Raw genomic sequence first — 22,178 nt, 5'->3', positions numbered from 1 at the left:
GAAGGGCGTTTCCGGCGTCCCGGATATGCTCGGGCGCGCAACCGTGCCGTACACCCCTGGAGCACCCATGGCCCTGAAGATCACCGTGATCGGTACCGGCTATCTCGGCGCCACCCACGCGGCGGCCATGGCCGAGCTGGGTTTCGAGGTGCTGGGTCTGGACGTGGTGCCCGAGAAGATCGAGACGCTCCAGCGGGGCGAGGTCCCGATGTACGAGCCGGGTCTCCAGGAGCTGCTGCGCAAGCACGTCGCCGGTATCGAGGGCGCCAGCGGGCGGCTGCGCTTCACCACCGACTTCGCCGAGGCCGCGGCCTTCGGCGACGTGCACTTCCTGTGCGTGAACACCCCGCAGAAGCACGGCGAGTACGCCTGCGACATGTCGTACGTCGACTCCGCTCTGGCCTCGCTGGCGCCGCATCTGACCGGCCCCGCGCTGGTCGTCGGCAAGTCGACCGTTCCGGTGGGCTCCGCCGACCGGCTGGCGGCCTACCTGGCCGAGCACGCGCCGGCCGGCGACGACGCCGAGCTGGCCTGGAACCCGGAGTTCCTGCGCGAGGGCTTCGCCGTCGAGGACACCCTGCACCCCGACCGGCTCGTGGTCGGCGTGCGCAGCGAGCGGGCCGAGCGGCTGCTGCGCGAGGTGTACGCGACGCCGATCGCGGAGGGCTCGCCGTTCGTCGTCACGGACTTCCCGACGGCCGAGCTGGTGAAGACCGCCGCGAACTCCTTCCTCGCCACCAAGATCTCCTTCATCAACGCGATGGCGGAGGTCTGCGAGGCGGCCGGCGGCGACGTCGCCAAGCTGGCGGAGGCGATCGGGTACGACGACCGGATCGGGAAGAAGTTCCTGCGGGCCGGGATCGGCTTCGGCGGCGGCTGTCTGCCGAAGGACATCCGCGCCTTCATGGCGCGCGCCGGTGAGCTCGGCGCCGACCAGGCGCTGACCTTCCTGCGCGAGATCGACTCCATCAACATGCGCCAGCGCGGCCAGATGGTGGAGCTGACCCGGCAGGCGCTGGGCGGCGGCCCCTTCCTCGGCAAGCGGATCGCGGTGCTCGGCGCCACCTTCAAGCCCGACTCGGACGACGTGCGGGACTCCCCCGCGCTGAACGTCGCCGGGCAGGTGCACCTCCAGGGCGCCCAGGTCACGGTGTACGACCCCAAGGGCATGGAGAACGCCCGGCGGCTCTTCCCGACCCTCGGCTACGCCGACTCGGCGCTGGAGGCGGTGCGGGGCGCGGACGTGGTCCTGCACCTGACCGAGTGGCGGGAGTTCCGCGAGCTGGACCCGGAGGCGCTGGGCGAAGCGGCGGCGGCCCGGGTGATCCTGGACGGGCGCAACGCCCTGGACCCGACGCTCTGGCGCAAGGCCGGCTGGACCTACCGGGCGATGGGCCGCCCCACCGCCTGACGAGGCACCGAGGACGCCGGTTCGGCCGAGGCTCAGTCGGCCGAACCGGCGTCCTGCGCATTGTGCCGCACGGCGCCGCCGGCCGACCGGTGAAGCGTGCGGTGTTTACGACTCCTTGGCCCGGTACCGGCGCATCTTGGCGCGGGCCCCGCACACCTGCATGGAGCACCAGCGGCCGCGCCCGGCCGGGCTGCGGTCGTAGTACGCCCAGTGGCAGTCGGCGGCCTCGCACGCCTTGAAGCGGCTCCAGGTGCCCGCCACCAGCGCCTGGGCCACCGCGGCGGCGACACGGGCGGTCAGGGAGCCCTCCCCGGCCGGTGTGAGGGCGGCGGAGCCGTCGGCCGGGTCGACGGTGACGACCAGCGGGGCGGCGGCCAGCAACTCGCCCAGCGGGGTCACCGGACGGTGCGGCGGGTGACCGGCGTGGGCGAGCAGGGCCACGCGCAGCGACTCGCGCAGCTCCCGGGCGGCCGGTACGTCCTCCTCCGTCACTCCGAGCCGCGCCCGGCCCTCCCCCGTGTCCAGCGAGTCGGCGCCCGTCTCGAGGTCCAGCGTGTTCACCAGGGCCTCGACCAGTTCCAGGCCGCCCGGCGCGGGCGATCTCTCACTCATGCTTGCGACGTTACCCCCAATACGGCAGCATGCAGTAACCGTTACCGGTTACCCGCATAGTGCCGGTAACCGTGCCGGTGGCCGAAGACTGCGTACTTCGAGGAGGAAGTCATGGCTGTCGCCGAACTGGGCGTCGTCGTCCTGGACTGTCCCGACCCCCGTGCACTGGCCCGCTTCTACGCCGATGTGCTCGGCGGCACCGTCGAGGGCGAGGGCGACTGGGTCGATCTGAAGCTGCCGGACGGACGGGCTCTGGCGTTCCAGGCCGCCCCCGGGTTCGTGCCGCCGAAGTGGCCCGCGCCCGACGACTCGCAGCAGTTCCACCTCGACCTCGACGTGAAGGACCTGGACGCGGCCGAGAAGGCGGTGCTGGAGCTGGGCGCGCGTCCGCTGGACGCGGAGGACCGCAGCCGTACCTTCCGGGTTTACGCCGATCCGGCCGGGCACCCGTTCTGCCTCTGCGCCTGCTGAGCCCGGCCCACGAGCACTCGGAGGACCTCCATGGCACCCGCGGCACGTTTGCGTTCCGTCGTCGTCGACTGTCCCGAGCCCCGCGAGCTGGCCCGCTTCTACGCGGCGGTCGGCGGCGGCACACCCGACGAGGCGGACCCGGACTGGGTGGTCCTCCAGGTGCCCGGCGGGCCCCGGCTGTCCTTCCAGCGGGCACCCGGCCTCACCCCGCCCGAGTGGCCTCGCTCCGACCGCAACGCCCAGCAGTTCCACCTCGACTTCGACGGCGGGGCGACCTGGGCGGACATGGACGCCGCGCACGAGCGGGTGCTCGCGCTGGGCGCCCGGCCGCTGGACCTGGAGGGCCGGGAGGAGAAGGACTTCATGGTGTACGCCGATCCGGCGGGGCATCCGTTCTGCCTGTGCCGGATCGAGCACACGTGACGCTCGCGCGGGCTATCCGTCCAGGTCGGCGATGGTCGCCGTGGACGGCTCGCGGCGCAGTTGGGCCGCCTTGGCGGTGAAGGCCGCGGCGCGCAGGACCCGCTGGACGTTGCCCCAGGTCAGCAGGGCCACGTCCGACTCGTCCCAGCCGCGCCTGAGCAGTTCGGCGATGAGCCGCGGGTAGCAGGAGGGGTCGCCCAGCTCCAGCGGGTGGGCGGTGCCGGTGTCGTAGGTGCCGGACAGGCCGACGCTCTGCGGGCCGGCCACCGTGCGGACGTGGTCGAGGTGGTCGGCGACGTCCCGGACGGTCGGGCCGGTCTGCTCGGCGGTCAGCGGCACCATGCACAGACCGCCGGCCGCGCCCAGCTCCACCAGCAGGTCGTCGGGGAGGTTCGCGGGGTGCGGGCGCAGCGCGCGGGCGGCGGACCGGGTGCACAGCGCCGGTGCCTTGGACACCGCGAAGGTACGGCGGATGGTCTCCGCGGAGGCGCCGGAGAGGTCGGCGACGACACCGAGGCGGTTCATCTCCCGGACGACCTCCTCGCCGAAGCGGGTCAGCCCCGCCTCGCTCGCCCAGCTCACCCCGGACAGTGTCAGGGCGCGCAGGCCGAGGGCGTGCAGGGAGCGCAGGATGCCGAGGCAGTCGCCGAGGGCGGCGGCGCCGGCGGGGCCGGGCAGCACGGCGACCCGGCCGCAGTTGCGGGCGTCGATGGCCTGCCCCGCGTCGTAGGCCAGGCGCAGCCCTTCCGGGTGGGCCCGCACGACGGTCTTGACCAGGTCGAGCTGCTCCAGCGTGGCGCCGACCGCCCGGTCCCCGTCGAGGGACTCGGGCAGGTGCAGCGACCACAGCAGCGCACCCACGTGCCCCTCGCGCAGCCGCGGCACGTCGGTGTCGACCGCGCTCTCGCCCAGCTCCAGGTCGTACCAGGGCAGGTGCTTGAGCGCCCAGGGCAGGCCGCTGCAGCCGTCGGCGACGGGGTGGGCGGCCAGCACGGCGAGCGCCCGGGTCAGCGGCTCGTCGTCGGGGTCGGACACGGGTGCGTAGGGCTCCGGCGGAAACGCCTCCGCGGCGAGCGGCCCGGGCAGGTCGTCGAGCCCACCGGCCTCGGTACCGGTGTGCAGGTCGTCCTGGAGGTCTGCCATGACGGGCTCCGTACGGTCGTCGTGAGGTACGGCCACCGTCGCACGGGGCGGAAAGGGCTTCCTGGTGGATGGAGCGTTCGGGGGTACGCGGCTCAGCCCCTGGCGGCGTCGATCACCTCGTCGAGGGTGTCCCGGGAACGGAGCAGATCGGTGATCGTCCGGTCGATGCGGGCACGTTCGGCGGTGAGGTCGGCGAGCAGCCGCGGCGTCGCCACGGCCGAGGGGCCGCCGTCGCCGTCGCGCATGCACGGCAGCAACTGCGCGATCTTGCTGCTGCACAGGCCGGCCGCGTACAGCTCCTGGATGCGGATGACCCGGTCGACGGCCGCCTCCGCGTACTCGCGGTGCCCACCGGGCGTACGCTCGGCCGCGAGCAACCCCTGCTTCTCGTAGTAGCGCAGCGAGCGCTCGCTGACGCCCGTACGCCGGGCCAGTTCCCCGATCCGCATCCGCCGTGCCTCCCGGTTCCGGACTTGATTCTGACACCGGTGTCAAGTTTTAGCGTACGGACATGTCGAACACAACAGAGCTCTTCGCGTCCGCCCCGCTCGGCCCGCTCACCCTGCCCAACCGCCTGGTGATGGCCCCGCTGACACGCAACCGCGCCGAGGCCGACGGCACCCCGACCCCGCTCATGGCCGCGTACTACGCCCAACGCGCCTCCGCGGGACTCATCGTCGCCGAGGCCGCGACGCCGAACGCGGTCGGGCAGACGTACCCGAACATCACCGCCGTGCACAGCGCCCGGCACGTGGCGGGCTGGCGGCGGGTCACCGACGCCGTGCGGGAGGCCGGCGGGCGGATGTTCCTCCAGCTCCAGCACGGCGGCCGGGTGGGGCATCCGGCGACGAGCGGGCTGACGCCCGTCGCGCCCTCGCCGGTCCCACTGCCCGAGACGATCTTCACGCCCGACGGGCACCGGTCGGCCGTCGTCCCCAGGGAGATGACATCCGAGGACATCCGGACCACCGTCGCCGACTTCGCGCGGGCCGCCCGCAACGCCCTCGACGCCGGGTTCGAAGGGGTGGAGGTGCACTCCGCCAACGGGCACCTGCTGCACCAGTTCCTGTCCGCCAACACCAACCTGCGCACCGACGGCTACGGCGGCTCCGTCGCCGCGCGCGTCCGGTTCACCACCGAGGTGGTGGAGGCGGTGGCCGCCGAGATCGGCGCCGAACGGGTGGGGCTGCGGGTCTCCCCCGGCAGCACCGTCAACGGCATCGCCGAGGGCGAGACCGAGGAGATCTACCCGGCCCTGGTCCAGCGGCTCCGCGGACTCGGGCTCGCGTATCTGCACCTGGTGTACGCCGACCCGGACGCCCCGGTGTTCGGGAAGCTGCGCGCGGGGTGGCCGGGCGTGCTGATCGGCAACCCGGTACTGGGCGACGACCTCACCACGGACGCCGTGCGCCGCGCCTCCGAGCGGCTGCTGGCCGCGGGCGCCGACCTGATCGCCCTGGGCCGGCCCTTCCTCGCCAACCCGGACCTGGTGGCACGGCTGCGGCTGGGCGCCCCGCTGAACCCGGTGCGGGACCGGTACTTCATGTACGTGGGCGGGGCGACCGGATACACCGATTACCCCGCCCTCGCGTCACAGACGTGACGGCTCAGCCGTCGAGCTCCTCCAGCGACGCGTTGGACGGCCCCCGCGTCGCCTGAAGCCCCCGGGCCACGTCCTCGGCGGCGTCCAGCACGCGGACCGCGTTCTTCCAGGTCAACTTGGCCAGGTCGGCCTGGGACCAGCCGCGCTCCAGCAGTTCGGCGATCAGGTTCGGGTAGCCGGAGACGTCGCCGAGGCCGTCCGGGGTGAAGGGCGTGCCGTCGTAGTCGCCGCCGATGCCGAGGTGGTCGACGCCGGCGACCTCGCGCATGTGGTCGAGGTGGTCGGCGACGGTCGACACGGTGGCGACGGGACGCGGGACGCGCTCCTCGAAGGCGGCGTGCACCTTCATCGCCTCGGGGCTGGAGTCGAGATGGTGGAAGCCGTGCGCGCGCATGTTGGCGTCGGCCTCGGCGGTCCAGTCGACGGCCGCCTGGAGCACGAACTTCGGCACGAACGTCACCATCGCCATGCCGCCGTTGGCGGGCAGCCGCTCCAGGACGTCGTCCGGGATGTTGCGCGGGTGGTCGCAGACCGCGCGGGAGGACGAGTGCGAGAAGATCACCGGCGCGGTGGAGGTGTCCAGCGCCGCCCGCATCGTCGTCGCCGCGACGTGCGAGAGGTCGACCAGCATGCCCTCGCGGTTCATCTCCCGCACGACCTCGCGGCCGAAGGCCGACAGGCCGCCGACGCGGGGCTCGTCGGTCGCCGAGTCCGCCCACGCCACGTTGTCGTTGTGGGTGAGGGTCATGTAGCGCACGCCGAGCGCGTACAGGGCGCGGAGCGTGGCCAGCGAGTTGTCGATGGAGTGGCCGCCCTCGGCGCCCATGAGGGAGGCGATCCGGCCTTCGGCCCGTGCGGCCTCCATGTCGGCGGCGGTCAGCGCGGCCCGCAGCTCCCCGGGGTGGCGGTCGATCAGCCGCCGTACGCAGTCGATCTGCTCCAGCGTCGCCGTCACCGCTCCCGGCAGGTCGGAGCGGACGTACACCGACCAGTACTGCGCGCCGACGCCGCCGGAGCGCAGCCGGGCCAGGTCGGTGTGCAGGTGGGCGGACTGGTCGGTGGCGATGTCGCGGGCGTCGAGGTCGTAGCGGACCTGTTCGCGCAGCGCCCAGGGCAGGTCGTTGTGCCCGTCGACGACCGGGAACTCGCGCAGCAGTTCCCGGGCCCGGTCCAGCGAGGTCATCCGCGTTCCCTCCGTCACTTTCCGAATCCGAAGCCGGCCGCCGAGCCCGCGACCTTGTTGCGCAGTCGCTTGCCCTTCTCGGTGGCCTGGTCGTTCAGCTCCTGCTGGAAGTCGCGCATCCGGCCGAGCAGCTCCTCGTCGTGGGCGGCGAGGATGCGGGCGGCCAGCAGACCGGCGTTGCGGGCGCCGCCCACGGAGACCGTGGCGACGGGGACACCGGCCGGCATCTGCACGATGGACAGCAGGCTGTCCATGCCGTCCAGGTACTTCAGCGGCACCGGGACGCCGATGACCGGCAGCGGGGTGACGGAGGCGAGCATGCCCGGCAGGTGGGCGGCGCCCCCGGCCCCGGCGACGATCGCCTTCAGCCCGCGTCCGGCGGCCTGCTCGCCGTACGCGATCATCTCGTGCGGCATGCGGTGCGCGGAGACGACGTCGACCTCGTAGGGGATCTCGAACTCGTCGAGGGCCTTGGCGGCGGCCTCCATGACGGGCCAGTCGCTGTCCGACCCCATGACGATGCCGACGACTGGACTGGCCGGACTGGCCGGGCTGGCCTGGCTCATTCGGTGATCGTCCCTCTCAGGTAGCCGGCAGCGTGACGGGCGCGCTCCAGCACGTCGTCCAGGTCGTCGCCGTAGGTGTTGACGTGGCCGACCTTGCGGCCGGGCTTCACGTCCTTGCCGTACATGTGGATCTTGAGCTGCGGGTCGCGGGCCATGCAGTGCAGGTACGCGGAGTACATGTCCGGGTAGTCGCCGCCGAGGACGTTGACCATGACCGTCCACCTGGCGCGCGGGCGCGGGTCGCCGAGCGGGAGGTCGAGGACGGCGCGGACGTGGTTGGCGAACTGCGAGGTGATCGCGCCGTCCATCGTCCAGTGGCCGGAGTTGTGCGGGCGCATCGCCAGCTCGTTGACGAGGACGCGGCCGTCGCGGGTCTGGAACAGCTCGACGGCGAGGTGGCCGACGACGCCCAGCTCCTTGGCGATGCCGAGCGCCATCTCCTCGGCACGCAGGGCCAGCGCCTCGTCGAGGTCGGGTGCCGGGGCGATCACCGTGTCGCAGACGCCCTTCACCTGCTGGGACTCGACCACGGGGTAGGCCACCGCCTGGCCGTGCGGGGAGCGGACCACGTTGGCGGCCAGCTCGCGGACGAAGTCGACCTTCTCCTCCGCCAGCACGGGCACTCCGGCGCGGAACGGCTCGGCGGCCTCCTCGACGGAGTCCACGACCCACACGCCCTTGCCGTCGTACCCGCCGCGGACCGTCTTGAGGACGACGGGGAAACCGTCCCCCTCGCCCGCGAAGGCGGCCACGTCGGCCGGATCGCGCACGATCCGGTGGCGCGGGCAGGGCACGCCGATCGCGTCGAGTTTCGCGCGCATCACGCCCTTGTCCTGGGCGTGCACGAGCGCCTCGGGACCGGGGCGGACGGGGATGCCGTCCGCCTCCAGGGCCTTGAGGTGCTCGGTCGGCACGTGTTCGTGATCGAAGGTGATCACGTCACAGCCGCGCGCGAACTCGCGCAACGTGTCCAGATCGCGGTAGTCGCCGACGACGACTTCGTTCACGACCTGCGCCGCGGAGTCCTGGGGAGTGTCACTGAGAAGCTTGAACCTGATGCCCAACGGGATGCCCGCCTCGTGTGTCATACGAGCGAGCTGGCCACCGCCGACCATGCCGACTACGGGGAACGTCACGCCCCTAGCGTATCGGCCGCGCGGAGCCCACTCGTTTACCGGCCGTTTCCGGCCGGTACGGACGCCCGTTCCGGCTCCCGCGGGTCCGTCCGCAGGAAGATCGCGCGTCCGGGTGGTTAGCATGAACGGATTGACGCCAACCCTGGACGGGGGCCTGCACGACCATGGGACATGGTTCCTCGGGTGCTCACACGGCTCCCTCAGCGCCTGAGGCGTCCCGCGCCGGGATGCGGGAGCGGATCGGCCGGCTCTTGCGGGAGGTCGTGAAGTTCGGCGCCGTGGGCGGCGCGGGGGTCCTGGTCAACCTCCTCGTCTTCAACTTCGTACGGCACACGACCGACCTCCAGGTGGTGCGGGCCAGCATCATCGCCACGATCGTCGCGATCGCCTTCAACTACGTGGGCTTCCGCTACTTCACCTACCGCGACCGGGACAAGAGCGGTCAGACCCGCGAGATGTCGCTGTTCCTGCTGTTCAGCGCGGTCGGTCTGGTGATCGAGAACGGCGTGCTCTACACCGCGACCTACGGGTTCGGCTGGGACAGCCCGCTGCAGAGCAACATCTTCAAGTTCCTCGGCATCGGCATCGGCACCCTGTTCCGCTTCTGGTCGTACCGCAGCTGGGTCTTCCGGGCGCTGCCCGCCCGTGAGCCGCTGACGCGGGCGGAGACCTTCCTGGAGCACGAGCACCCGACCGCGGTCCCCCACCCGGACGGCGCCCCCGCCGGCCGCCGCTGACCGGCTCCCCTCACCCGGGCGCTCAGCGCACGGTCTGGCCGCCGTCCCCCGAGGACTTCTTCGGGGGCGGCGTACGGGACAGGAACAGCCCGAAGACCGGTGGACGCCCCTGGAGCAGCTCCAGTCGGCCGCCGTCCGCCTCGGCCAGGTCGCGGGCGACGGCGAGGCCGATGCCGGTGGAGTTGCGTCCGCTGATCGCGCGCTCGAAAATCCGCGCCCCCAGGTCGCCCGGGACGCCGGGACCCTCGTCGGTGACCTCGACCACGGCCTGGTTGCCGGTCACCCGGGTCCGCAGGGCCACCGTGCCGCCGCCGTGCATCAGGGAGTTCTCGATCAGCGCGGCCAGCACCTGGGCCACGGCGCCCGGGGTGCCCACGGCCGTCAGATGGCGCTTGCCGGAGCTGACGATGGCCCGGCCCTCACCGCGGTAGGCGGGGCGCCACTCGGCGATCTGCTGCTGGATGACGTCGTCCAGCTCGAAGGTGACGGCGGAGCCGCTGCGCGGGTCGCGGGAGTTGGTGAGCAGCCGGTCCACGACGTCGGTCAGCCGCTCCACCTGCGACAGCGCGATCGTCGCCTCCTCCTTCACCGTCTCCGGCTCGTCGGTGAGGGTGATCTCCTCCAGCCGCATCGACAGCGCGGTCAGTGGCGTACGCAGCTGGTGGGAGGCGTCGGCGGCCAGCCGGCGCTCGGCGGTCAGCATCCGGGCGATGCGCTCCGCGGAGGAGTCCAGCACGTCCGCGACCCGGTCCAGTTCGGGGACGCCGTACCGCTTGTGCCGCGGGCGCGGGTCGCCGGAGCCGAGGCGCTCGGCGGTCTCCGCGAGGTCGGTGAGCGGGGAGGCGAGGCGGTTGGCCTGCCGGATCGCCAGCAGTACGGCGGCGATCACCGCGAGCAGCGCCACCAGGCCGATGATCAGCAGGGTCCGCCCGACCTCCCGGGTGACCGAGGAGCTGGGCTCCTCGACGAGGACCGTCTCGCCCTCCTCACCGGTGGCCTTGCCCTGGAGCACCTCTCCGGACGGCTTGCTGCCGACCTCGATGACCGGTTCGCCGGGGATGCGGATCACGGCGTAGCGGGCGTCGCGGATCTGCTCGCGCAGGAACCGCTCGTCGACGGAGCCGGTGCCGATCAGCCGGCTGTCGACGATGCTGGCCAGCCGCACCGCCTCCAGGTCGACCCGCTCCTGGGCGGTGCTGCTGATGGTCCGGGTCTCGACGATGACGAGGGAGACGCCGAAGACGGCGATCACGACGAGCACCACGGCGAGCGTGGACTGGATCAGTCGACGGCGCATGTCCTCTTACCCGCGAGGCCCCCCTCGGGGCTCGCTCAGTTCTTCTCGAAACGGAAGCCCACCCCGCGCACGGTGGCGATGTAGCGGGGGTTGGCCGCGTCGTCCCCCAGCTTCTTGCGCAGCCAGGAGATGTGCATGTCGAGGGTCTTGGTCGACGACCACCACGTGGTGTCCCAGACCTCGCGCATCAGCTGGTCACGGGTGACGACCCGGCCGGCGTCGCGCACCAGGACCCGCAGCAGGTCGAACTCCTTCGCGGTGAGCTGGAGCTCCTCCTCGCCCATCCAGGCCCGGTGCGACTCGACGTCGATGCGCACGCCGTGGGTGGCGGGCGGCTGCGGGGGCTCGACGGCGCCGCGCCGCAGCAGGGCCCGGACCCGGGCGAGCAGCTCGGCGAGGCGGAAGGGTTTGGTGACGTAGTCGTCGGCGCCCGCGTCCAGGCCGACCACGGTGTCCACCTCGTCGGCGCGGGCGGTGAGGATCAGGATCGGCACGGCGTGGCCCTCGGACCGCAGCCGGCGGGCGACCTCGAGACCGTCCATCCCCGGCAGGCCCAGGTCCAGCACGACCAGGTCGATGCCGCCCTGCAGCCCGGCGTCCAGGGCGGTGGGTCCGTCCTCACGCACCTCGACCTCGTACCCTTCCCTGCGCAGTGCGCGGGCCAGCGGCTCCGAGATGGACGCGTCGTCCTCGGCGAGCAGTACACGGGTCATGGGCTGATGGTAGACCGCTCGGAGCAACGCCCGGGGCAAGATCGCCCCGAGGGCCCGCTCCGCCCCACCACCCCCGCGTCCGAACCTGCGGCTGTGGGGTGCCATCCTGGGTAGAACCTTCGAAAGATCGTTCACGGTTCCACAATCACCTGTGATCCGCGTCTCAAGTCCTTCCATACCGGGCGGTGTCCTGCCGTATGGTGAATCAGCGCCTGTAGCACCCAGCGGACCTTTGGCGACTGTTCGACGCTGAAGGTCTCTTTTGTGTGCGGGCCGGCCCCCACGGCCGGCCTTGAAAGGAATGACCTGTGGCCGGGCCTCGTCGCGTGCACTGACGCGTGCGGAGGCGTGGATCCCGGTGGCCGCCGCCCACCGCTTCGCAATCCGGAGCGGAATCCCTCAGGCGTGGGACGGGCGGGGAAGGCCGCCGGTGCCGGCCGCCCCCCACCGGGCGCGCATCGCCTCATGAGCGCGTCCCGACCAGCAAGGATCGACCATGGCGTCCAGCCTGACGAAGGACTCGGTCACCCCGGGCACCCCCGGCTCCGAGAAGACCTTCTTCGGCCACCCCCGCGGACTGGCCACACTCTTCATGACCGAGATGTGGGAGAGGTTCTCCTACTACGGCATGAGGGCTCTGCTCCCGCTGTACCTCGTCGCCCCGGGTGGCCTCGGCCTCGGCGCCGGCACCGCGACCGCGATCTACTCGGTGTACCTCTCGCTGGTGTACCTGCTCACGATGCCGGGCGGCTGGTTCGGCGACCGCGTCTGGGGCCCGCGCAAGACCGTCGCCATCGCCGGCGGCGTGATCATGCTCGGCCACCTCACGCTGGCGCTGCCGTCCTCCGGCACGTTCTACGCGGGCCTCGGTCTGGTCGCCATCGGCTCGGGTCTGCTGAAGGCCAACATCTCCACGATGGTCGGCCAGCTCTACGACGGCCCCGACGACCCGCGCCGCGACGGTGGCTTCACCGTCTTCTACATGGGCATCAACCTCGGTGCCTTCGCCGCGCCGCTGACCATCGGCACCATCGGCGAGAACGTCAACTGGCACCTGGGCTTCGCGCTCGCCGCGGTCGGCATGGGCCTGGGCGTGCTCCAGTTCCTCATCGGCAGCCGCCACCTGGCCCCGCACTCCAGCGTGGTCCCGAAGCCGCTGTCCGTCGAGGAGAAGACCTCGACGCTGCGCAAGGCCGCGTTCTGGGCCGCGCTGGCCGTCGTCTTCTACGCGATCGTCGGCTTCTCCGGCCACTACACCCTGAACTGGATCCTGGTCCCGCTGACCCTGCTCGGCGTGATCATCCCGGTGCTGGTGCTGACCAACATCAAGCGCGACAAGTCCCTGGACCGCGCCGAGCAGTCCAAGATGTCGGCGTACATCTGGTTCTTCGTCGCCGCCGCCGTGTTCTGGATGATCTACGACCAGGGCGGCTCGACCCTGTCGCTGTTCGCCGACTCCTCGGCGAACAACAGCGTCTTCGGCTGGGACTTCCCGGTCTCCTGGTACCAGTCGGTCAACCCGGTCATCATCATGGCCCTGGCCCCGGTCTTCGCCACGCTGTGGCTGGCGCTGAACCGCCGCGGCAAGGAGCCGAGCACGGTCGTCAAGTTCTGCGGCGGTCTGGTCCTGGTCGGCGCGTCCTTCTTCCTCTTCCTGGCCCCGCTGGGCATCGCGGAGGGCGGCCACAAGGCGGCGGCGATGTGGCTGGTGGCGATCTACTTCGTCCAGACCTGCGGTGAGCTGATGCTCTCCCCGGTCGGCCTGTCGGTGACGACGAAGATGGCGCCGGTGAAGTACGCCTCGCAGATGATGGGCGTCTGGTTCCTGGCCGTCACCGCCGGTGACGCGACGACCGGCCTGCTCTCCATCGCCGGCGTCGACCTCAACAAGACGGGCATCGTCGCCGCGGAGGCGACCCTCGCGGTGGTCGCGGGCATCGCGATCTGGATGTACCGCAAGCGCGTCAGGGAACTCATGGGCGACGTCCGCTGAGCCCTGCGGGCACCTGCCCCGTACAGGAGGGCCGCCTCGTCCGATCCGGATGAGGCGGCCCTCCTGTCTTCGCGGCACCAGGAACCGGGCCTCGGCCCAACGAGAAGAACAACGACGCCCCCGCCTCGCGCGACGGAAACCCACGCAACAGCCGTGGCGCCCTTGCAGACCCGGACCGAAGTCGCCATTGCGCCCGCCCCGGGACCGACACACACCGGGGAGGGCCCGGAGAGCGAGACCCTCGCCGCGCGCGGGGCACAGCCCAGGAAGCGCCACTGAAGACGCAGCCCCCGCCGGGGTCCCAGGCGGAGCCCCAAGGCGGACGTGCAGGAGATCAGGCCCCGCCGCCTGCCGTGCGCAGCCCAGCAAGGGGGGCACGGGGGAGGCCCCAGACAGGACTTCTGGGCGGGGTGCAGGGGGCGAAGCCCCCGTCGACGTCTGGGGCGGAGCCCCAGGGCGGGGCGCAAGGGACGCGGTCCCCGCCGCGTGCGGGTGGCGCAGCCCCTGGCCGGGGCGCAGGGGGCGGAGCCCCCGGCGGGGTCTGGGGCGGAGCCCCAGGGCGGCGGCTGCTTGGCCTACCGAGACGGGTGGGTGGGTGGGTGGGAAAGAACCCGGCGCAAGCGCCGCAGGCCTACGCCGGGGCGCCCAGCTCCGCCCAGACCCGCTTGCCCGCGACCCCCGGCGTCCGTACGACGCCCCAGTCCAGGCACAGCCGCTGCACGATGAACATCCCGTGGCCGCCGGGACGCCCCGCGCGGTGCGGGGTCCGCGGCGCCGGCTGCCCCGTGCCGCGGTCGGAGACCTCCAGCCGGATCACCTTCTTCTCGCAGGTGATCCACAGCTCGTCCGGGCCCTCCGCATGGAGACACGCGTTGGTCACCAGCTCGGAGACCACGAGCAGGACGTCCTCGGCGGCGGCCCGCTGGTCCGCGGTGGCGGACGGCAGCCAGCCCCAGGCGTACAGCGCCTCGCGGGTGAAGTCACGGGCCAGCGGGACGACCCCGCTCGCGTCCTCGAAGCTCAGCCTGCGGGCCTGCCGCCCGCCACTCTCCCCGGGCACGGCGGCGGGCGCGGACGGCGGCGCCCCGGAAGCGCCGCCGGGCTCCGGACCGCGGTCGCCCGGCGAGTAGGGCCGGGTGGTGCTCATCAGCGCTTCACCTCACCGATTCACCAGTTCACATTTCAAAGTCGTACACAGCAAAGTCGTACACAGCCGGTTCAGGGTCTCTCCTGCCCGACCGGGCCGTACGAACACCCCTGTATCGCGCACGAAACCCGACGCGGGGTGAAAACACCCGCCCCGGGAAGCACGCGCGCCCTTCCGCCGGCCGGACAAGGAGGGCTCAGTCGGACGCGTCGGCCAGGGCGGCCGCAAGCGTGTCATGAAGGGTGAAAACCGCTTCGGCCCCCGTGATCTCGAACACCCGCGCCACCACCGGCTGCATGGCCACCAAATGCACTCCGCCCCCCGCGGCCTCCGCCTTCAACCTCGCTCCGAGCAGGACGTTGAGCCCCGTGGAGTCGCAGAACTCCAGCCGCGAGCAGTCCACGACGAGCCGGTTGAATCCCTTGGCGAGACAGTCCTCCAGCGGCTCGCGCAACAGATCGGCGGTGTGGTGATCCAGCTCACCCGCCGGTGTCACGACGGCACTGGGGCCCTCTTCCCGTACCTCGACCAGAAGCCGGCCCGACTGGGCACTGCCGACCGTCCCGCGGTCCATGCCGTTTCTCTCTCCCGAGGTCGTGACTGCTTGCTGACGCCCTCGAACACTACGCCTTCCCACCGCACTCCGACACCCGAACAACCGCACACAAACGGACATACCCGCACAGAACACACTTGCGGTCAGCTCGGTAAACCCGGTAGGGCTAGTAAGACACGTAAACCGACACGGCCGGCTTTGGAGGCGCCGCACACCGCAGTGCACGTATTTGGCTTCGGCAGCCGTATGCCGAGAACGATGGAGGACATCATGTCACCCCGGCTCGACGGATCGCGTACCCACCAAGCGACGTCGACACTCCCTCCGGAACATCTGGATCCCATCGAGCAGCACGACGCCGTCGTCGACCACGACGACGCACTCGCCGGGCTTCCGGACATCCCCGCGTACGACGAGGTAGCTCCGGCGGACGCCAGGGCACTGTCCAAGACCCTCTTCGAGCGGCTGGAGTCGCTGGAGGAAGGCACCCATGAGTACGCGTACGTACGCAACACGCTCGTCGAGCTGAACCTCGCGCTGGTCAAGTTCGCCGCCTCCCGCTTCCGCTCGCGCAGCGAGCCGATGGAGGACATCATCCAGGTCGGCACCATCGGCCTGATCAAGGCGATCGACCGCTTCGAGCTGTCGCGCGGTGTGGAGTTCCCCACGTTCGCGATGCCGACCATCATCGGCGAGATCAAGCGCTTCTTCCGTGACACCTCGTGGTCCGTGCGCGTCCCGCGCCGCCTCCAGGAGCTGCGGCTCGACCTGGCGAAGGCCGGCGACGAGCTGGCCCAGCGCCTCGACCGGGCCCCCACGGTGAGCGAGCTGGCCGAGCACCTCGGCCTGTCCAAGGACGAGGTCGTCGAGGGCATGGCGGCGTCCAACGCCTACACCGCCTCCTCGCTGGACGCCCAGCCGGAGGAGGACGACGCGGAGGGCGCGCTCGCCGACCGCATCGGCTACGAGGACCACGGGCTCGAGGGCATCGAGTACGTCGAGTCGCTGAAGCCGCTGATCGCCGAGCTGCCCGCCCGGGACCGGAAGATCCTCTCCCTGCGTTTCGTCGCCGGCATGACCCAGTCGGAGATCGGCGAGGAGCTGGGGATCTCCCAGATGCACGTCTCGCGTCTGCTGTCGCGGACCCTCGTACGGCTGCGCAAGGGGCTCACGGTCGAGGAGTAGTCCTCAGGCCCTGACCGGGTGTCGCTTGCCCTCAAGGGGGGTGGTCCGAAGCCGGGCCGCCCCCCTTCGGGCTGCCGTGGCCCCTTCATCCGGAGTTGGCGACCAGGGCGGCCGTCGGCAGGAACGGCACCAGGACGCACAGCAGCCAGAACGAACGCGGGGCGAGGGCGGTCCTGCGCCGCAGGGGTTCATTGGCCAGCCACCAGACCAGCCCGAACAGCGCGACAACCGGGACGACGATCACCAGCCAGAGCGCCATCCCGTCGTTCTCCGTCGGGTTGCGCATGGTCCAGCCGAGTTCGGCCAGCGGCCAGTTCACCAGCAGGTACCAGACGAGCCAGATCGGCACCACCGCCGGAACGCCGAGCAGCAGGTTCACCAGGAACGGCGCTCCCCAGGCCCGCCAGTGCCTCGCCATCCGCCCCGTCCCCCCCGCTCCCACCGACGCTCGTGCGCTCACACCTTACGCACGCCCCGCCGCCACACCCCCGCGACCAGCGGAACGCCGGGCCGGTAGGCCAGGTGGACGTGGCTCGGGGCGTCGAGCAGCGTCAGGTCGGCGTACGCGCCCGGCACGAGGCGGCCGACGTCCTCGCGGCGCAGGGCCGCGGCGCCGCCCGCGGTGGCCGACCAGACCGCCTCGTCCGGCGTCATCCCCATGTCCCGTACCGCGAGCGCGATGCAGAAGGGCACGGAGGACGTGAAGGACGAGCCGGGGTTGCAGTCGGTGGAGAGGGCGACCGTGGCACCGGCGTCGATCAGGCGCCGGGCGTCCGGCCACTCGGCGCGGGTGGAGAACTCGGCGCCGGGCAGCAGGGTCGCGACCGTACGGCTGCCCGCGAGGGCCTCCACGTCGGCGTCGGTGAGGTGGGTGCAGTGGTCGGCGCTGGCTGCGTCGAGTTCGACGGCGAGCTGGACGCCGGGGCCGTGGGAGAGCTGGTTGGCGTGGATGCGGGGATGCAGGCCCTTGGCCCGGCCCGCGGTGAGGATGGCGCGGGCCTGGTCGCCGTCGAAGGCGCCCTTCTCGCAGAACACGTCGATCCAGCGGGCGTGCGGGGCGCAGGCGTCGAGCATCTCGCCGGTGACCAGGTCGACGTAGGCGGCCGGGTCGTCGGCGAGTTCGGGGGCGACGATGTGGGCGCCGAGGAAGGTGACCTCGTCGGTGTGACGAGCGGCGACGCGCAGGGCGCGGGACTCGTCGGCGGTGGTCAGGCCGTAGCCGGACTTGGTCTCGAAGGTGGTCGTGCCCTGGCGCAGGGCCTCGGCGAGGTATCGGGTGAGGGACGCCTCCAGTTCCGCGTCGCTCGCGGCCCGGGTGGCGGCGACGGTGGTGCGGATGCCGCCCGCGCTGTAGGGGCGGCCGGACATGCGGGCGTTGAACTCCTCGGTGCGGTCACCCGCGAAGAGCAGGTGGGAGTGGGAGTCCACGAAGCCGGGGAGGATCGCCCGGCCCTCGGCGTCGGCCCGATTGTCAGTGGCGGGTGCTTTGCTTGATTCACCGGTCCACGCGACCCGTTCGCCTTCGATGACGACGGCCGCGTCCCGGACCAGACCGAGCGGGGAGTGGTCGCCGAGGGAGGGGTCGTTGGTGACGAGTGCGGCGATGTTGGTGATGACGGTGCTGCTGCTCATGGGGTCCCTGGTGTCCTCGTGGGGGCTGGGGCGTGGGCCGGGCCTCGGGCGGGCGCCGGTGGTCAGGCGCGCAGGGCTTCGACGGCCCGCGCGAGCGCCTGCGGCACATCCGGTACGAGGGCGTGCGACCCGTCGCGTACGACGTGCCGTCCGCCCACGACCGTGTGCCGCACGTCCGCTGCCGTCGCGGCGAATACGGCCGTCTCGGCGCCGAGCCTGGGCAGCGGCCCCGCTGTTCTGACCGAGTCCAGCGCGATGGTCGCGAGGTCGGCGCGGGCGCCGGCCTCGATGCGGCCGGTGTCGTCCCAGCCGAGGGCGGCGTGCCCTTCGGCGGTGGCGGCGCGCAGCAGGGCCGCGGCGGTCCAGTGGCCGCGGGCGCGGGTGCGCAGGCGCTCGTTCAGTTCCATGGCGCGCGCCTCTTCCAGCAGGTCGACGACGGCGTGGCTGTCCGAGCCGAGGGAGAGCGGCGAGCCCGCCCGCTGCAGCGCGGCCGCCGGGCCGATGCCGTCGGCCAGATCCCGTTCCGTGGTGGGGCACATGCAGGTGCCGGTGCGGCTGCCACCGAGCAGGGCGATGTCCTCGTCGGTGAGGTGGGTGTTGTGGACGCCGGTGGTGCGGGGGCCGAGCACGCCGTGGTCGGCGAGGAGGCGGGTCGGGGTGCGGCCGTGGGCCTGGCGGCAGGCGTCGTTCTCGGCGGTCTGCTCGGACAGGTGCACATGCAGCGGGGCCCGCCGTTCCTCGGCCCACTGCGCCACGGTCGCCAACTGGTCCGCGGGCACGGCCCGTACGGAGTGGATCGCGGCCCCGATCCGCGCGTGATCCCGTTCCTTGAGAACTGAACAGCGTTCGGCCCAGGACTCCGCCGTGCCGTCGGAGAAGCGTTGCTGGTGGGTGTTGGGGGGTTCGCCGAAGCCGGAGGACAGGTAGCAGGTGTCGAGGAGGGTGATGCGGACACCGGCTTCGGCGGCGGCCTCGATCAGCGCCTCGCCCATCGCGTTGGGGTCGGCGTAGGGGGTGCCCCCGGGCGCGTGGTGCACGTAGTGGAACTCGCCGACGGTGGTGATGCCGGCCAGCGCCATCTCGGCGTACACGGCGCGGGCGAGGGCGTGGTAGGTGTCCGGGGTCAGCCGGTCGGCGACGGAGTACATGACCTCGCGCCAGGTCCAGAAGGTGCCGGAGCCGACCTGGACGGTGCCGCGCAGGGCGCGGTGGAAGGCGTGCGAGTGCGCGTTCGCCAGTCCCGGCAGGGCCAGTCCGCGCAGGATCTCGGCGCCGGGCGGCGGGGTGTGGACGCCCTGGTGGACGGCGGTGATGCGGCCGGCTTGCACGTCCACGGCGACGCCCGGCTCGACGTGGGTGCCGAGCCAGGCGTGCTCCAGCCAGTACGTCCGGGTGCGCTCGGAGGAGGTCACGTGCAGGCCAGCCCTTCCAGTACGTCGGCGAGTGCGGTCACCCCGGCCACGCAGTCGTCCTCGGCGGCGTACTCGGCCGGGGAGTGCGAGACGCCGGTGGGGTTGCGTACGAACAGCATGGCGGTCGGGATGCGGTCGGAGAGGATTCCGGCGTCGTGTCCGGCGCCGGTGCCGAGGACGGGGGCCTTCAGTTCCGTACGGGTGCCCAGGATGCGGGCGAGTTCGTCGCGCAGGGCGTGGTCGAACTCGACGACGGGCGTGAAGGACTCGCGCACGACGTCGAGGTCCACGCCGTGTGCGGCGGCGTACTCGCGGGCGGCCTTCTGGATGCCGGTGACCACGGTGTCCAGGCTCTCCTGGTCGGCGGCGCGCGAGTCGAGCCAGCCGCGCACCAGGGAGGGGATGGCGTTGACGCCGTTGGGTTCGACGCCGATCTTGCCGAAGGTGGCGACGGCACCGGCGAGTTCGGCCTCGCGGCGGGCGGCGAGTACGGTCTCGGCGTACGACAGCATCGGGTCGTGCCGGTCGGCGAGGCGGGTGGTGCCGGCGTGGTTGGCCTCGCCGCGGAAGTCGAACCGCCAGCGTCCGTGCGGCCAGATGGCGGAGGCGATGCCGATCCGGTCGCCGGACAGGTCGAGGGCGCGGCCCTGCTCGACGTGGAGTTCGACGAAGGCGCCGATGCGGGCGAGCCGCTCGGGGTCGGGGCCGAGGGTGTCCGGGTCGTACCCGGCCAGCTCCATGGCCCGCGGAAGGGTGACGCCGTCGCCGTCGGTGAGGCGGTGGGCCTGCTCGACGGTGAGCGCCCCGGCGGTGAGCCGGGAGCCGACGCAGGCGAGGCCGAAGCGGGCGCCCTCCTCGTCGCCGAAGTTGACGATGCCCAGGGGCCTGGTGGGCCGCGCTCCCCGCGCGCGCAGTTCGTCCAGGGCGGCGAAGGCGGAGACGACGCCCAGGGGGCCGTCGAAGGCGCCGCCGTCGGGCACGGAGTCCAGGTGGGACCCGGTGACGACGGCGTTCCCGGCGGCCGGGTCGCCGAGCCAGGCCCACTGGTTGCCGTTGCGGTCGGTCTCGTGGGCGAGTCCGCGTGTCTCGGCCTGCTCCCGGAACCAGGCCCGGCAGTCGGTGTCGGCGCCGGTCCAGGCGTAGCGGCGGTAGCCGCCGGAGGCGGAGCTGCGGCCGACCGGCAGCAGCTCCGCCCACATGCTGTGGAAACTCACGCGCCGTCACCCTCGCGCGTCGCGTCCCCCTCGCGCATGGGCACCCGCACGTCCCGCTCCGCGGCGACGGACTCGGCGATGTCGTACCTGGCGTCGACGTGCCGGATGACGCCCATGCCGGGGTCGTTGGTGAGCACCCGGCGGATCTTCTCGCCGGCGAGCGGGGTGCCGTCGGCGACGGTGACCTGCCCGGCGTGGATGGAGCGGCCCATGCCGACGCCGCCGCCGTGGTGGAGGGAGACCCAGGAGGCGCCGGAGGCCACGTTGACCATGGCGTTGAGCAGCGGCCAGTCGGCGATGGCGTCGGAGCCGTCGAGCATGGCCTCGGTCTCGCGGTAGGGGGAGGCGACGGAGCCGCAGTCGAGGTGGTCGCGGCCGATGACGATCGGGGCGGCCAGCTCGCCGCTCGCGACCATGTCGTTGAACCGCTCCCCGGCCTTGTCGCGCTCGCCGTAGCCGAGCCAGCAGATCCGGGCGGGCAGGCCCTGGAAGTGGACCCGCTCCCCCGCCATCTTGATCCAGCGGGCCAGCGACTCGTTCTCCGGGAAGAGGTCGAGGATCGCCTTGTCGGTCTTGGCGATGTCGGCGGGGTCGCCGGACAGGGCGGCCCAGCGGAAGGGGCCCTTGCCCTCGCAGAACAGCGGGCGGATGTACGCCGGGACGAAGCCGGGGAAGGCGAACGCCCGGTCGTATCCGGCGAGCTGGGCCTCGCCGCGGATGGAGTTGCCGTAGTCGAAGACCTCGGCACCGGCGTCCTGGAAGCCCACCATGGCCTCGACGTGCCGGGCCATGGACTCACGGGCCCGGGTGGTGAAGCCGGCCGGGTCCTTGGCGGCGGCGTCGGCCATGTCCTCGAAGGCGATGCCGGTGGGCAGGTAGGCCAGCGGGTCGTGGGCCGAGGTCTGGTCGGTGACGATGTCGATCGGGGCGCCCATGGCGAGCAGCTGCGGGACCAGCTCGGCGGCGTTGCCGAGGACGCCGATGGACAGCGGCTTGCGCCGGTCCCGTGCCTCGGTGGCCAGCTGGAGGGCGTGGTCGAGGGAGTCGGCCTTGACGTCGAGGTAGCGGTGCTCGATGCGGCGGTCGATGGCGCGCGGGTCGCAGTCGACGCAGATGACGACGCCGTCGTTCATGGTGACCGCGAGGGGCTGGGCGCCGCCCATGCCGCCGAGGCCGGCGGTGAGGGTGATGGTCCCCGCCAGCGTGCCGCCGAACTTCTTGGCGGCGACGGCGGCGAAGGTCTCGTAGGTGCCCTGGAGGATGCCCTGGGTGCCGATGTAGATCCAGGAGCCGGCGGTCATCTGCCCGTACATGGTCAGGCCGAGGGCCTCCAGGCGGCGGAACTCCTCCCAGTTGGCCCAGTCGCCGACGAGGTTGGAGTTGGCGATGAGGACGCGCGGGGCCCACTCGTGGGTCTGCATGACGCCGACCGGGCGGCCGGACTGGACGAGCATCGTCTCGTCCTGCTTGAGGGTCTTCAGGGTGCGGACCATGGCGTCGAAGGAGCGCCAGTCACGGGCCGCCTTGCCCGTGCCGCCGTAGACGACGAGCTTGTCGGGGTGCTCGGCGACCTCCGGGTCGAGGTTGTTCTGCAGCATCCGCAGGGCGGCCTCCTGCTGCCAGCCCAGGGCGCTCGGCTCGGTACCGCGTGGCGCTCGGACAGGACGAGGTCCGGACATGGTCTGCCTCCTGGTGGCTTGCTCCCGGCGGATTGTTGCTACGGATATTCATATCCTCGCCTCCT

General features: G+C 72.1%; 22 protein-coding genes. 7 read left to right on the top strand and 15 right to left on the bottom strand.

The window, feature by feature from the left end:
- Positions 1-67 precede the first annotated feature (67 nt).
- Positions 68-1,411: a UDP-glucose dehydrogenase family protein gene (locus IE258_RS23040; RefSeq protein ID WP_127896623.1), complete on the top strand. Its 1,344-nt coding sequence runs from the start codon at positions 68-70 to the stop codon at positions 1,409-1,411.
- Between the two features lie 105 nt (positions 1,412-1,516).
- Here IE258_RS23040 and IE258_RS23035 read toward each other — a convergent pair whose 3' ends face one another.
- Positions 1,517-2,023, bottom strand: a complete 507-nt coding sequence (locus tag IE258_RS23035) for a CGNR zinc finger domain-containing protein (RefSeq protein ID WP_189746354.1) — start codon at positions 2,021-2,023, stop codon at positions 1,517-1,519.
- A 111-nt stretch (positions 2,024-2,134) separates the two neighbouring features.
- Here IE258_RS23035 and IE258_RS23030 point away from each other — a divergent pair, with 111 nt between their 5' ends.
- Positions 2,135-2,494, top strand: coding sequence for a VOC family protein (locus tag IE258_RS23030; protein WP_189746352.1), 360 nt, complete (start codon positions 2,135-2,137; stop codon positions 2,492-2,494).
- A gap of 30 nt (positions 2,495-2,524) precedes the next feature.
- On the top strand, positions 2,525-2,917 hold the full coding sequence (locus tag IE258_RS23025; RefSeq protein WP_189746350.1) for a VOC family protein: 393 nt from the start codon (positions 2,525-2,527) through the stop codon (positions 2,915-2,917).
- A gap of 12 nt (positions 2,918-2,929) precedes the next feature.
- Here the strand turns inward: IE258_RS23025 and IE258_RS23020 are convergent, their stop codons facing one another.
- Together IE258_RS23020 and IE258_RS23015 are read right to left on the bottom strand one after the other, a co-directional pair.
- Positions 2,930-4,060 carry a dipeptidase gene (locus tag IE258_RS23020; protein ID WP_189746347.1) on the bottom strand — a complete coding sequence of 377 codons (1,131 nt, stop codon included), beginning with the start codon at positions 4,058-4,060 and terminating at the stop codon, positions 2,930-2,932.
- A 92-nt stretch (positions 4,061-4,152) separates the two neighbouring features.
- Positions 4,153-4,509, bottom strand: a complete 357-nt coding sequence (locus IE258_RS23015; RefSeq protein WP_159326965.1) for a MerR family transcriptional regulator — start codon at positions 4,507-4,509, stop codon at positions 4,153-4,155.
- A gap of 62 nt (positions 4,510-4,571) precedes the next feature.
- Here IE258_RS23015 and IE258_RS23010 point away from each other — a divergent pair, with 62 nt between their 5' ends.
- A complete protein-coding gene (locus tag IE258_RS23010; protein WP_189746345.1) occupies positions 4,572-5,663 on the top strand; it encodes an alkene reductase in 1,092 nt (363 codons plus the stop codon).
- A 4-nt stretch (positions 5,664-5,667) separates the two neighbouring features.
- Here IE258_RS23010 and IE258_RS23005 read toward each other — a convergent pair whose 3' ends face one another.
- From IE258_RS23005 to IE258_RS22995, 3 genes are read right to left on the bottom strand one after another with little or no spacing between them, the layout of a single operon-like run.
- Positions 5,668-6,846, bottom strand: coding sequence for a dipeptidase (locus tag IE258_RS23005; RefSeq protein WP_189746343.1), 1,179 nt, complete (start codon positions 6,844-6,846; stop codon positions 5,668-5,670).
- 14 nt (positions 6,847-6,860) lie between these two features.
- Positions 6,861-7,412, bottom strand: coding sequence for a 5-(carboxyamino)imidazole ribonucleotide mutase (purE, locus tag IE258_RS23000; protein WP_161381555.1), 552 nt, complete (start codon positions 7,410-7,412; stop codon positions 6,861-6,863).
- Complete coding sequence (locus IE258_RS22995; protein WP_189746342.1) at positions 7,409-8,548, bottom strand: 5-(carboxyamino)imidazole ribonucleotide synthase; 1,140 nt, start codon at positions 8,546-8,548, stop codon at positions 7,409-7,411. The genes purE and IE258_RS22995 overlap by 4 nt, the downstream gene beginning before the upstream one ends.
- Positions 8,549-8,712: 164 nt before the next feature.
- On the opposite strand from IE258_RS22995, the gene IE258_RS22990 reads away from it, so the two are divergent.
- Complete coding sequence (locus IE258_RS22990; RefSeq protein ID WP_189746340.1) at positions 8,713-9,285, top strand: GtrA family protein; 573 nt, start codon at positions 8,713-8,715, stop codon at positions 9,283-9,285.
- Positions 9,286-9,307: 22 nt separating this feature from the next.
- Here the strand turns inward: IE258_RS22990 and draK are convergent, their stop codons facing one another.
- Together draK and IE258_RS22980 are read right to left on the bottom strand one after the other, a co-directional pair.
- The gene (draK, locus tag IE258_RS22985; RefSeq protein ID WP_159326970.1) at positions 9,308-10,582 is read right to left on the bottom strand and encodes a two-component system sensor histidine kinase DraK; all 1,275 of its coding nucleotides are present in this window, start codon (positions 10,580-10,582) and stop codon (positions 9,308-9,310) included.
- Between the two features lie 35 nt (positions 10,583-10,617).
- Complete coding sequence (locus IE258_RS22980) at positions 10,618-11,295, bottom strand: response regulator transcription factor (protein ID WP_030191398.1); 678 nt, start codon at positions 11,293-11,295, stop codon at positions 10,618-10,620.
- Positions 11,296-11,791: 496 nt separating this feature from the next.
- On the opposite strand from IE258_RS22980, the gene IE258_RS22975 reads away from it, so the two are divergent.
- On the top strand, positions 11,792-13,288 hold the full coding sequence (locus tag IE258_RS22975; RefSeq protein WP_189746337.1) for an MFS transporter: 1,497 nt from the start codon (positions 11,792-11,794) through the stop codon (positions 13,286-13,288).
- 631 nt (positions 13,289-13,919) lie between these two features.
- Here IE258_RS22975 and IE258_RS22970 read toward each other — a convergent pair.
- Positions 13,920-14,435 (bottom strand): ATP-binding protein, encoded by a 516-nt coding sequence (locus IE258_RS22970; RefSeq protein WP_189746335.1) that lies wholly within the window; start codon positions 14,433-14,435, stop codon positions 13,920-13,922.
- Positions 14,436-14,631: 196 nt separating this feature from the next.
- The gene (locus IE258_RS22965) at positions 14,632-15,009 is read right to left on the bottom strand and encodes an STAS domain-containing protein (RefSeq protein WP_059302090.1); all 378 of its coding nucleotides are present in this window, start codon (positions 15,007-15,009) and stop codon (positions 14,632-14,634) included.
- A gap of 240 nt (positions 15,010-15,249) precedes the next feature.
- Here IE258_RS22965 and IE258_RS22960 point away from each other — a divergent pair, with 240 nt between their 5' ends.
- Positions 15,250-16,176, top strand: a complete 927-nt coding sequence (locus IE258_RS22960; protein WP_189746333.1) for an RNA polymerase sigma factor SigF — start codon at positions 15,250-15,252, stop codon at positions 16,174-16,176.
- An 85-nt stretch (positions 16,177-16,261) separates the two neighbouring features.
- Here the strand turns inward: IE258_RS22960 and IE258_RS22955 are convergent, their stop codons facing one another.
- From IE258_RS22955 to hutU, 5 genes are all read right to left on the bottom strand, one after another.
- Positions 16,262-16,594: a hypothetical protein gene (locus tag IE258_RS22955; protein WP_189746331.1), complete on the bottom strand. Its 333-nt coding sequence runs from the start codon at positions 16,592-16,594 to the stop codon at positions 16,262-16,264.
- A 38-nt stretch (positions 16,595-16,632) separates the two neighbouring features.
- The gene (gene hutI, locus IE258_RS22950) at positions 16,633-17,808 is read right to left on the bottom strand and encodes an imidazolonepropionase (RefSeq protein WP_189746329.1); all 1,176 of its coding nucleotides are present in this window, start codon (positions 17,806-17,808) and stop codon (positions 16,633-16,635) included.
- 62 nt (positions 17,809-17,870) lie between these two features.
- Positions 17,871-19,220 carry a formimidoylglutamate deiminase gene (locus IE258_RS22945; protein ID WP_189746327.1) on the bottom strand — a complete coding sequence of 450 codons (1,350 nt, stop codon included), beginning with the start codon at positions 19,218-19,220 and terminating at the stop codon, positions 17,871-17,873.
- The gene (locus tag IE258_RS22940) at positions 19,217-20,434 is read right to left on the bottom strand and encodes an allantoate amidohydrolase (RefSeq protein ID WP_189746325.1); all 1,218 of its coding nucleotides are present in this window, start codon (positions 20,432-20,434) and stop codon (positions 19,217-19,219) included. The genes IE258_RS22945 and IE258_RS22940 overlap by 4 nt, the downstream gene beginning before the upstream one ends.
- Positions 20,431-22,113 carry a urocanate hydratase gene (gene hutU, locus IE258_RS22935; RefSeq protein ID WP_189746323.1) on the bottom strand — a complete coding sequence of 561 codons (1,683 nt, stop codon included), beginning with the start codon at positions 22,111-22,113 and terminating at the stop codon, positions 20,431-20,433. The genes IE258_RS22940 and hutU overlap by 4 nt, the downstream gene beginning before the upstream one ends.
- Positions 22,114-22,178: the final 65 nt, after the last annotated feature.

It is taken from the genome of Streptomyces tendae (assembly GCF_014650435.1).
Taxonomy (GTDB): domain Bacteria; phylum Actinomycetota; class Actinomycetes; order Streptomycetales; family Streptomycetaceae; genus Streptomyces; species Streptomyces tendae.
This window is presented reverse-complemented; position numbering and strand designations above follow the sequence as displayed.

What these genes read in the sequence shown, in the direction of transcription:
- IE258_RS23035 (WP_189746354.1), bottom strand. Translation starts at nt 2,023, where the DNA reads ATGAGTGAGAGATCGCCCGCGCCGGGCGGCCTGGAACTGGTCGAGGCC.
- IE258_RS22970 (WP_189746335.1), bottom strand. Translation starts at nt 14,435, where the DNA reads ATGAGCACCACCCGGCCCTACTCGCCGGGCGACCGCGGTCCGGAGCCC.
- IE258_RS22990 (WP_189746340.1), top strand. Translation starts at nt 8,713, where the DNA reads ATGGGACATGGTTCCTCGGGTGCTCACACGGCTCCCTCAGCGCCTGAG.
- IE258_RS23025 (WP_189746350.1), top strand. Translation starts at nt 2,525, where the DNA reads ATGGCACCCGCGGCACGTTTGCGTTCCGTCGTCGTCGACTGTCCCGAG.
- hutU (WP_189746323.1), bottom strand. Translation starts at nt 22,113, where the DNA reads ATGTCCGGACCTCGTCCTGTCCGAGCGCCACGCGGTACCGAGCCGAGC.
- IE258_RS23010 (WP_189746345.1), top strand. Translation starts at nt 4,572, where the DNA reads ATGTCGAACACAACAGAGCTCTTCGCGTCCGCCCCGCTCGGCCCGCTC.
- IE258_RS23005 (WP_189746343.1), bottom strand. Translation starts at nt 6,846, where the DNA reads ATGACCTCGCTGGACCGGGCCCGGGAACTGCTGCGCGAGTTCCCGGTC.
- IE258_RS22975 (WP_189746337.1), top strand. Translation starts at nt 11,792, where the DNA reads ATGGCGTCCAGCCTGACGAAGGACTCGGTCACCCCGGGCACCCCCGGC.
- IE258_RS23015 (WP_159326965.1), bottom strand. Translation starts at nt 4,509, where the DNA reads ATGCGGATCGGGGAACTGGCCCGGCGTACGGGCGTCAGCGAGCGCTCG.
- IE258_RS22965 (WP_059302090.1), bottom strand. Translation starts at nt 15,009, where the DNA reads ATGGACCGCGGGACGGTCGGCAGTGCCCAGTCGGGCCGGCTTCTGGTC.
- purE (WP_161381555.1), bottom strand. Translation starts at nt 7,412, where the DNA reads ATGAGCCAGGCCAGCCCGGCCAGTCCGGCCAGTCCAGTCGTCGGCATC.
- IE258_RS23040 (WP_127896623.1), top strand. Translation starts at nt 68, where the DNA reads ATGGCCCTGAAGATCACCGTGATCGGTACCGGCTATCTCGGCGCCACC.
- IE258_RS22955 (WP_189746331.1), bottom strand. Translation starts at nt 16,594, where the DNA reads ATGGCGAGGCACTGGCGGGCCTGGGGAGCGCCGTTCCTGGTGAACCTG.
- IE258_RS23030 (WP_189746352.1), top strand. Translation starts at nt 2,135, where the DNA reads ATGGCTGTCGCCGAACTGGGCGTCGTCGTCCTGGACTGTCCCGACCCC.
- IE258_RS22980 (WP_030191398.1), bottom strand. Translation starts at nt 11,295, where the DNA reads ATGACCCGTGTACTGCTCGCCGAGGACGACGCGTCCATCTCGGAGCCG.
- IE258_RS22960 (WP_189746333.1), top strand. Translation starts at nt 15,250, where the DNA reads ATGGAGGACATCATGTCACCCCGGCTCGACGGATCGCGTACCCACCAA.
- IE258_RS23020 (WP_189746347.1), bottom strand. Translation starts at nt 4,060, where the DNA reads ATGGCAGACCTCCAGGACGACCTGCACACCGGTACCGAGGCCGGTGGG.
- draK (WP_159326970.1), bottom strand. Translation starts at nt 10,582, where the DNA reads ATGCGCCGTCGACTGATCCAGTCCACGCTCGCCGTGGTGCTCGTCGTG.
- hutI (WP_189746329.1), bottom strand. Translation starts at nt 17,808, where the DNA reads ATGAGCAGCAGCACCGTCATCACCAACATCGCCGCACTCGTCACCAAC.